Raw genomic sequence first — 8,183 nt, 5'->3', positions numbered from 1 at the left:
GGGTGGTCGAGGGAAGATACCCCTCGACCCACCGTGATCGCCTGCGAAACGCACATCGCGCGGGCCGCGGCGGGCCGCGGCGCCTGCCTCGCCGCCGGCCGGGCCGCTCAGAACAGCGTCGGACGCTTGCTCTCGATGCCCTTCATGGCGTCGTAGTCGAGCAGCACGCAGCGGATGCCGCGGTCGAGCGCGAGCGTACGCGCCTGCGGTGCGATCTCCTGCGCGGCGAACACGCCCGTGACGGGTGCGATGCGCGGGTCGCGATTGAGCAGCTCGAGGTAGCGGGTCAGCTGCTCGACGCCGTCGATGCCGCCGCGGCGCTTGATCTCGACCGCGACCGTCGCGCCCGCCTCGTCGCGAGCGAGGATGTCGACGGGACCGATGGGCGTCATGTACTCGCGGCGCCACAGCTCGTGGCCATCGCCCAGCAGCTCGATCTGGTCGGCGAGCAGCGCCTGCAGATGCGACTCGACGCCGTCCTTCGTGAGGCCGGGGTCGACGCCGAGCTCGTGCGACGTGTCCGAGAGCACCTCGTGCAGCCGCACCACGAGCGCGTCGCCCGTCTTCTGATGCGTCACGGTCCACAGCTCGGTGACGCCCGCCGAGCGCTGGTCGTCGCTCGGCTCCGCCGTCTCGACGACGCATGGCGGCGACATCCAGTTGAGCGGCTTGTACGAGCCGCCGTCGGAGTGCACGAGCAGCGAGCCGTCTGCCTTGAGCATGAGCACGCGCGTGGCGAGCGGCAGGTGGGCGGTCAGGCGACCGGTGTAGTCGACGGAGCACTTCGCGACGACGAGCCTCATGGGCGGACCTCCGCGGCAGGATCGAGTGCACCGGATGCGGTGCGCGGCTCGCGCGCGACTGCCGAGGTCGCGAGCGAGAGGACGACGAAGGCGAGCACGACCCACATGGCGTCGCGCAGGCCGATGTGCTCGCCGAGGAACCCCAGCAGTGGCGGCCCGGCGAGGAAGGCGACGTAGCCGATGGTCGCGACGGCGCCGACGCGCGCCGTGGCCATGCGGGCGTCGTCGGCGGCGGCCGACATGCCGATGGGGAAGCCGAGCGATGCGCCGAGCCCCCACATCGCGGTGCCGACGAGCGCGACGACCTGATGGTCGACGACGATGACGAGCACGAGGCCGACGGCGGCGAGCGCGGCCGTCGCGCGCAGCATGACGACGCGGCCGAAGCGCTCGATGAGCGGCACGCCGGCGAGCCGCCCGGCGGTCATGGCGGCGAGGAAGAGCGCGAAGGCGAGCGCGGCGCTCACCTGGTCGAAGCCGTGGCCGTCGACCATGAGCAGCGCGAGCCAGTCGTTCGCCGACCCCTCGGTGAGCGCCATGCCGAGCACGAGGCCGCCGATGAGCCACGTGCGCGCATCCGTCCACACCGACAGCCGTTCGCGGAATCCGACGTGGTCCTCCGGCTGCACGGGCTGCTCGACGAGATGCCTGCGCACGACGAGCGCCAGCACGACGATCGCGACGAGCGAGAGCGTCGCCTGCGGGCCGATGCCGATCCCCGTCGCCTCGCCCAGCGCGCCGTAGCCGGCGCCTGCGACGGTGCCGAAGGAGAAGAACGCGTGGAACACGGGCATGATCGCGCGCCCGATGGCGCGCTCGTTCGCAGCGCCAGAGAGGTTCATGGCGACGTCGGTGATGCCGGTCGAGACTCCCGTGACGAGGAGGCCGACGACGAGGATCGTCATGCTCCTCGCCTCGATGCCCCATCCGGCCACGACGAGGCCCGACGCGAAGATGCACACGCCGACGACCATGACGATGCGCGTGCCGAGTCGGGCGATGACGTGGCTCGCCGTCGCCAGGCCCGTGATGGAGCCGATCGAGATGCCCAGCAGCGCGAGGCCGAGCTGGTCGACGGAGATGTCGAGCATGTCGCGCGCCGTCGGGAATCGTGCTGCGAGCGAGGCGAAGCCGAAGCCCATCGCGAAGAAGACGGCGAAGACGGCGTTCCGCCACCGCACCGTCTCACGCATCCCACCATCCTCCCACCGACGACCCATAGCGTGGACGCCATGGACTCCGACGCCACCCGCATCGCACGCCTCGAGCAGCAGGTCGACTGGCTCTTCGCCCAGGCGGGCTACGACCCGCCCAACGGCACGAGGCCTGCCGCGTCGGAGGCGCCGTGGCCGTACCCCGTGTCGCCTGCCGTGGTGCAGCTCGTGCGCGAGGGCGCCCTCATCAAGGCCGTGAAGCAGCAGCGCGTCGAGACCGGCGCGGGCCTGGCGGAGGCGAAGGCTGCCGTCGACCGGGCGGTCGACATGCTGCACCGCGGCGTCTGACACGGCGCGCCGTCCGGAACGACGTCAGCGCGTCGCGCCCAGCACCATCCAGGCGTCGGAGCGCACGCGCAGCCCGAGCGTGAGGGCGCGGGCGCCGAGGAACCCGAACGCGAACGCGAGCCACACGACCGCGAGGGCCGCGCCGCCGTACGGCACGGCAGGCAGCAGCGCGAGCAGCAGCAGGGGCGCGTACAGCGCGAGGTTCACGACACCGGTCCACGCGAGGTAGCGGGCGTCGCCTGCGCCGATGAGCACGCCGTCGAGCACGAACACGAACCCGGCGATCGGCTGCGCGAGCGCGAGCGGCACGAGCGCCCACGGCAGCATCGCGATCACGGCCGGGTCCGACGTGAACGCGCCGCCCACGACCCATGCCAGCGCGAGCATGAGGGCGCCGAGGGCGCTGCCACCCAGCAGCCCCCACCGCACGAGCCGCCTCGTGATGCGGCGTGCGAGCGCGGCGTCGCCCGCGCCGAGCGCCTTGCCGAGCATCGCCTGCCCCGCGATGGCCAGCGCATCCAGGGCGAAGGCGAGCGTCGAGAACAGCGCGAACGCCACCTGCGTCGCGGCGAGCACGTCGGTGCCGAGCCTGGTCGCGACGGCGGTCGTGGCGATGAGCGCGACGCGCAGCGACACCGTGCGCAGCAGCAGCCACACGCCAACGCCCGCCACACGGCCGACGGCGGCGAGCGATGGCCGCAGCGAGACGCGCTCGCGGCGCGCCTCGCGCAGCGCGAACCACAGGAAGAACGCCGCCATGCCCCACTGCGCGACCACGGTGCCGATCGCGGAGCCTGCGACGCCGAGACCGACGCCGTAGATGAGCACGACGTTGAGCAGCGCGTTGGCCGTGAAGCCGGCGCCGGCGACGATCAGCGGCGTGCGCGTGTCCTGCAGGCCGCGCAGCAGCCCCGTCGCCGCGAGCACGACGAGCATGGCGGGCAGGCCGAGGATCGAGATGCCGAGGTAGGTGGCCGCATGCCCCGTGACCTCGGCGGTCGCGCCGAAGAGCGACACGAGCGGATGCGCGAGCGGCACCGCCAGCAGCAGCACGGCGCCCGCGACGACGGCGAGCCAGATGCCGTCGATGCCCGCACGGATCGCGCCCGGCCGGTCGCCGGCGCCCAGGCGCCTCGCGACGGCGGGCGTCGTGCCGTAGGCGAGGAAGATGAGCAGGCCGACGGCGGTGTGCAGCACGGTCGTGCCGACGCCGACGCCCGCGAGCTGCGCGGCACCCAGGTGCCCGACGAGCGCCGTGTCGACGAGCAGGAACGCGGGCTCGGCGACGAGCGCGCCGAGCGCGGGCAGCGCGAGGGCCACGATGTCGCGGTCGAGCCGCCGCCGCTCGTCGCGCGTGGATGCGTTCGCCTCGCTCACCGCTCCACGCTACGCCCGGTGGATGATGAGGCATGCCATCAGCAGCAGCGCCAGACGTCATCGCCCCTCGTGCCATGCGGTTCCTCGCCGCGCAGCTGCGACCGCTCGAGCAACCCGCGCACGAGGGGGTCGTCGCGCTCGACCACCTCGTCCCGTCGCAGCACACGGGCAGGGTGCTCGGCAGCGTCGCGCCGCCGCGCACGTACCCCGTGCGGCCCGGCACGTGGATCGTGGTCGCCGATCCGGGCGCCCTGCCCTCCGGGTATCGCGGCATGGTCTTCGGTCGGGTGCGACCGCCTGCGGACTCGACGGTCGACCTCGCGGGTGGGTCGGTGCACTTCGGCCTGGTGACCGACGCCTTCGCCGATCTCGGTGCCGTGCCGCTCGACGGCGACGGCTTCTTCGGCATCGACCTCTCGTCGGTCGAGACGTGGAGGCGCGGCAGCTGGGCGCTCGAGCTGCGCACCGCCGCAGGCGACGTCGCGGGCGGCCGATGGCCGGCGAGCGACGTGCTCGAGGGCCTCACGGTCGAGCTGCGCGTCATCGGTGCGACCTCCACGACGATCGCGTCGCGGCCGGCACCGGTCGACGGCATCGTGGTGTTCGACGCCTCCGCGCCCGGTCGCAAGCAGCTCGCGCTCGTCGACGCCGACGGCTCGCTGCTGGGCGCCACCGATGCGTCGACGGGCGCGATCCGGTCGTACGTCGTCGACGAGGCGAGCGCATCCGCATCGACGACCTTCGTCTACGACCAGGCCGTCGCGCTGCAGGCCGCGCTCGCGATGGGCGACGACGCGATGGCGACGCGGCTGCTCGACGGCCTGCTGCTGCTCCAGGTGCGCACCGGCGTCCAGGAGGGCGCCTTCCGCGTGTCGGGGAGGCAGGAGGCGCCCGAGCAGGGCGCGCTGCTCGTGCGGTCGGGGGCGCACGCGATCGCGACGGCCGCGGCGCTGGCGTTCGTCGACGCGTTCCCAGCGCGTCGCGCCGCGCTCGAGCCTGCGATCGGTGCGGCGCTCGCGTGGCTCGAGGCGCAGATCGTCGACGGGCTCGTGCGCGGCGGCGTCGGCGTGCCGGGCGACGGCGGCGTCGACGCGCGCACGCTCACGTGGGCGTCGACCGAGCACAACGTCGACGCCTTCTTCTGCTTCGCGCTCGCAGGGCGGGTGCTCGACGCGCGCTGGACGGGCGTCGCGGAGGGCATCGGGGCGACGATGCTCGCGACCCTCTGGTCCGACGATCGTGGGCGCTTCATCCAGGGCATCGACGGCGGCGTGCCCGATACGGCAGACCCGCTCGACGTGCACGCATGGGGGTCGCTGCTGCTGCTCGCGATCGGCGAGCGCGAGCGGGCCGCGGCGACGATGTCGCAGGAGCAGCTCGCGCCGTTCCTGCACCGCGAGGTCCGCGGCGACGGCACCGAGATCGTCGGCTACGCGACGGCCTACGCAGCCGGGGGCTACCCCGGCATGCTGCCGCACGTGTGGTGGGAGGGCACCTTCTCGGTCGCGTACGCCTTGCGGCGGCTCGGAGAGGATGCTCGAGCGGAGGCCGTCATGCGTGGATGCACGGGCGTGCAGGGTGCCGACGGCGGCTTCCCGTACGCCTCGCGCGCGGTGCCGGCCTACGACCTCGTCGACGACCCGTCGGTTGCGTCGACGGCGTGGTCGGTGCTGGCCTCGCTCGGACGCGGCATCTTCGAGCGCTGAGGCGCCCCAGCCCCTCGACTGGTCACGGTCGCACCCGGATCGGGGTCGTCGAGGTGCAACGGTGACCAGTCGACGTGCAACGGTGACCAGTCGACGTGCAACGGTGACCAGTCGACGTGGAGGCACGACCGGTCAGAAGCGCGTCGGGCCGACCGTCTCGTACCGGTGCCAGACGCCGAGCGGACCCGTGCCCGAGACCTCCCACGCGCCGATCGTGCGGGCCTTGAAGACGGCCGGGTTGTGGGATGCGACGGTGCGGGCGTTGCGCCAGTGCCGGTCGAGCGCACGCGTGCGTTCGGTCGCCGACGCGCCGCCGACCTCGAACAGGCGCGTGGCGGCGTCCGGCACCGCATCCGACGCGAGCACCTGCGCCTGGTAGACGGCGATCTCGGCCTCCTCGAGCAGCCGCGCGTCGAGCGCCTCGCCCGCAGGGGCGCCGGCTGCGACGTCGAGCAGCCGCGCAGCCTCGAGCACGGCGGCGCGCACGGCGAACGCCGTCGTCGACAGCCTGCCAACGACCTCGAGCACCTGCGGGTCGTCGGCGGGCCTGGCCGTGTTCGCGTGCACGAACGAGCGCGTGCGCGGCCGCACGTAGTCGCCGGCGTCGCGCACGACCTCCTCGGCGATGCCGGCGAGCACGGCGACGAGGTGCAGCTGGTAGAACGCCTGGATGTGCGTGAGCGGTCCCGTGCCGTACGTCGCGAACGACGACGCGTCCACCTCCACGCCGTCGAAGACCGTCGTGCCCGACGCCGTCGCCCGCTGCCCGAAGCCGTCCCAGTCGTCGAGGATCTCGACGCCCGGCGCATCGGTGGGCACCGCGAACGTCACGCGCGCGTCGCCGTCGGCCGCGGCGAGGTACACCCAGTCGGCGTAGAGGGTGCCGGTGGAGTAGAACTTGCGGCCGTCGAGCACCCATCGCCCCTCGGGCGTCTCGGAGACGCGCGTGGAGATGTCGGCGAGGGTCGTGCCGGTGAGCTCGCTCGTCGCGTTGCCCACGAGCGCGCCGCCCGCGATGCGCTCCACCCACGCGTCGCGGCCGGAGCCGGGCGCGCGGCGCAGCACGAGCTCGACGAACCCCGCGTGCGAGCGCAGCAGGTGCCCCACGTTCGCATCCGCCGCCGACAGGGCGATCGTGAGCGCGACCGACTCGGCGATCGATGCGCCGAGCCCGCCCTCGGCGACGGGCAGGCGCACCCGGCCGACGCCGGCATCGGCGAGGCGACGCACGAGGTCGATCGGCAGCTCGCGGCCCAGCTCGCGCTGCACGGCGCCCTCGCGCACCTCGTCGACGAGGGGTGCGAAGCGCTCCGCGAGCGAGACGGCGTCGACGGCGACGCTCACGAGAACGCTCCCCGCCACTGCCGCGCGGAGTGCGACGCCGGCAGCTGGTCGTGGCCGAAGAGGCGCGAGCGCAGCGTGCCCGGCGTCTCGGGGTGCGGCTCGGCGAGGCCGCGCTCGCGCAGCACGGGCACGACGTGGTCGACGAACTCCTCGAACGAGCCCGGGATGGTCCAGTTGATGACGTTGATGCCGTCGACGCCGGCGTCCTGCCAGGTGGCGAGCTGGTCGGCGATCTGCTCGGGCGTGCCGACGACGCGCGAGCGGATGCGCGCCGACAGCGCCGCGAGGTCGCGGATGGTGGGCTCGCGGTCGCCTGCGGCCTCCTGCAGCCACTGCAGATGCGACTGGTTCGTCTGCGTCCTCACCTGCGACAGCGGGGTGTCGGGGTCGAGCTGCGCACCGGTGTCGGGGTCGAAGCCGAGGTTGGAGTGCACGAGGAACCCGTCTGGCGACAACCACTCGTCGATCTCGTCCGACTTCCGCCTCGCCTCCTCCTCGGTCGAGCCGATCACGAACGCGAGGCCGAGGAAGAAGCGGATGTCGTCGCGGGCGCGGCCTGCGGCCTCGACCTGGTCGCGCGTCGAGGCGATGAGCTCGGCGGTCTTCTCGGGCGTCGACGACAGGATGAACTGCGCCTCGGCGTTGCGCGCGGCGAAGGCGCGCCCGGCCACCGACGAGCCTGCCTGGAACAGCACGGGCGTGCGCTGCGGCGACGGGCGCGACAGGTGCGGGCCCGCGACCGAGTAGCGCTTCCCGACGTGGTCGATGCGGTGGATGCCGCGCGCATCCGACACGATGCCGGCCGCCTTGTCGGCGAGCCAGGCGTCGTCGTCCCACGACCCCTCCCACAGCTTCGTGACGACGTCGACGTACTCCTGCGCCCACACGTAGCGCTCGTCGTGCTCCTCGAGGCGGTCGGCGCCGAAGTTGCGAGCCGCGCCGTCGAGGGCGCTCGTGACGACGTTCCAGCCGACGCGGCCCTTCGTGAGGTGGTCGAGCGTCGAGACGCGGCGGGCGAACTCGAACGGGTGCGCCTGCAGCACCGACGACGTGAATGCGAAGCCGAGGTGCTCGGTGGCGCTCGCGAGCGCCGAGATCAGCACCGACGGGTCGCCGTTGGGCACCTGCAGCCCCTCGCGCGCATTCAGCGTGAAGTCGCCGCCTGCGGGGCCGTAGAGCCCGACGACGTCGGCGAAGAACATGGCGTCGAAGCCGCCGCGCTCGAGGGTCGTGGCGAGATCGACCCACAGGTCGAGCTCGTCGAACCGGTGCTGCTGCGCGTCGGGATGCCGCCACAGCCCGTGCTGGATGTGCGAGACGGTGTCCATGACGAACGCTGCGTACCGCAGCGGCGGGCGATCGGGCACGGCTCCTCCTCCTCGCGCACGTCGGCGCGCGCTCGGCCTCCCATGCTGCCGACCGGGGGTGGCCGTCGCGACGTGCGTGACGTC

Annotated in this window: 7 protein-coding genes; 2 read left to right on the top strand and 5 right to left on the bottom strand. The window is 73.4% G+C overall.

From position 1 onward, the window contains the following. Positions 1-107: 107 nt before the first annotated feature. Positions 108-803, bottom strand: a complete 696-nt coding sequence (gene nucS / locus ACZ6H8_RS05105) for an endonuclease NucS (protein ID WP_464145125.1) — start codon at positions 801-803, stop codon at positions 108-110. Next, the gene (locus ACZ6H8_RS05100; RefSeq protein ID WP_464145123.1) at positions 800-1,996 is read right to left on the bottom strand and encodes an MFS transporter; all 1,197 of its coding nucleotides are present in this window, start codon (positions 1,994-1,996) and stop codon (positions 800-802) included. The genes nucS and ACZ6H8_RS05100 overlap by 4 nt, the downstream gene beginning before the upstream one ends. 39 nt (positions 1,997-2,035) lie before the next feature. Between ACZ6H8_RS05100 and ACZ6H8_RS05095 the strand changes: the two genes are divergently transcribed. Continuing rightward, positions 2,036-2,305, top strand: coding sequence for a hypothetical protein (locus ACZ6H8_RS05095; RefSeq protein WP_464145120.1), 270 nt, complete (start codon positions 2,036-2,038; stop codon positions 2,303-2,305). Positions 2,306-2,329: 24 nt separating this feature from the next. Here ACZ6H8_RS05095 and ACZ6H8_RS05090 read toward each other — a convergent pair whose 3' ends face one another. Continuing rightward, on the bottom strand, positions 2,330-3,682 hold the full coding sequence (locus tag ACZ6H8_RS05090) for an MATE family efflux transporter (protein WP_464145118.1): 1,353 nt from the start codon (positions 3,680-3,682) through the stop codon (positions 2,330-2,332). A gap of 32 nt (positions 3,683-3,714) precedes the next feature. On the opposite strand from ACZ6H8_RS05090, the gene ACZ6H8_RS05085 reads away from it, so the two are divergent. Beyond that, positions 3,715-5,388, top strand: coding sequence for a hypothetical protein (locus ACZ6H8_RS05085; protein WP_464145117.1), 1,674 nt, complete (start codon positions 3,715-3,717; stop codon positions 5,386-5,388). A 132-nt stretch (positions 5,389-5,520) separates the two neighbouring features. On the opposite strand, the gene ACZ6H8_RS05080 is transcribed toward ACZ6H8_RS05085, so the two are convergent. Further along, positions 5,521-6,732 (bottom strand): acyl-CoA dehydrogenase family protein, encoded by a 1,212-nt coding sequence (locus ACZ6H8_RS05080; RefSeq protein WP_464145115.1) that lies wholly within the window; start codon positions 6,730-6,732, stop codon positions 5,521-5,523. Beyond that, entirely contained in the window at positions 6,729-8,099 is a 1,371-nt protein-coding gene (locus ACZ6H8_RS05075) for an LLM class flavin-dependent oxidoreductase (protein ID WP_464145113.1), read from the bottom strand. Before ACZ6H8_RS05075 ends, ACZ6H8_RS05080 begins: the two co-directional genes overlap by 4 nt. Positions 8,100-8,183: the final 84 nt, after the last annotated feature.

It is taken from the genome of Agrococcus sp. AC640b (assembly GCF_979255995.1).
Note: the sequence above shows the minus strand (reverse complement) of the source record. Positions and strands in the feature narration are given on the sequence as shown.

What these genes read in the sequence shown, in the direction of transcription:
- nucS (WP_464145125.1), bottom strand. Translation starts at nt 803, where the DNA reads ATGAGGCTCGTCGTCGCGAAGTGCTCCGTCGACTACACCGGTCGCCTG.
- ACZ6H8_RS05100 (WP_464145123.1), bottom strand. Translation starts at nt 1,996, where the DNA reads ATGCGTGAGACGGTGCGGTGGCGGAACGCCGTCTTCGCCGTCTTCTTC.
- ACZ6H8_RS05095 (WP_464145120.1), top strand. Translation starts at nt 2,036, where the DNA reads ATGGACTCCGACGCCACCCGCATCGCACGCCTCGAGCAGCAGGTCGAC.
- ACZ6H8_RS05085 (WP_464145117.1), top strand. Translation starts at nt 3,715, where the DNA reads ATGCCATCAGCAGCAGCGCCAGACGTCATCGCCCCTCGTGCCATGCGG.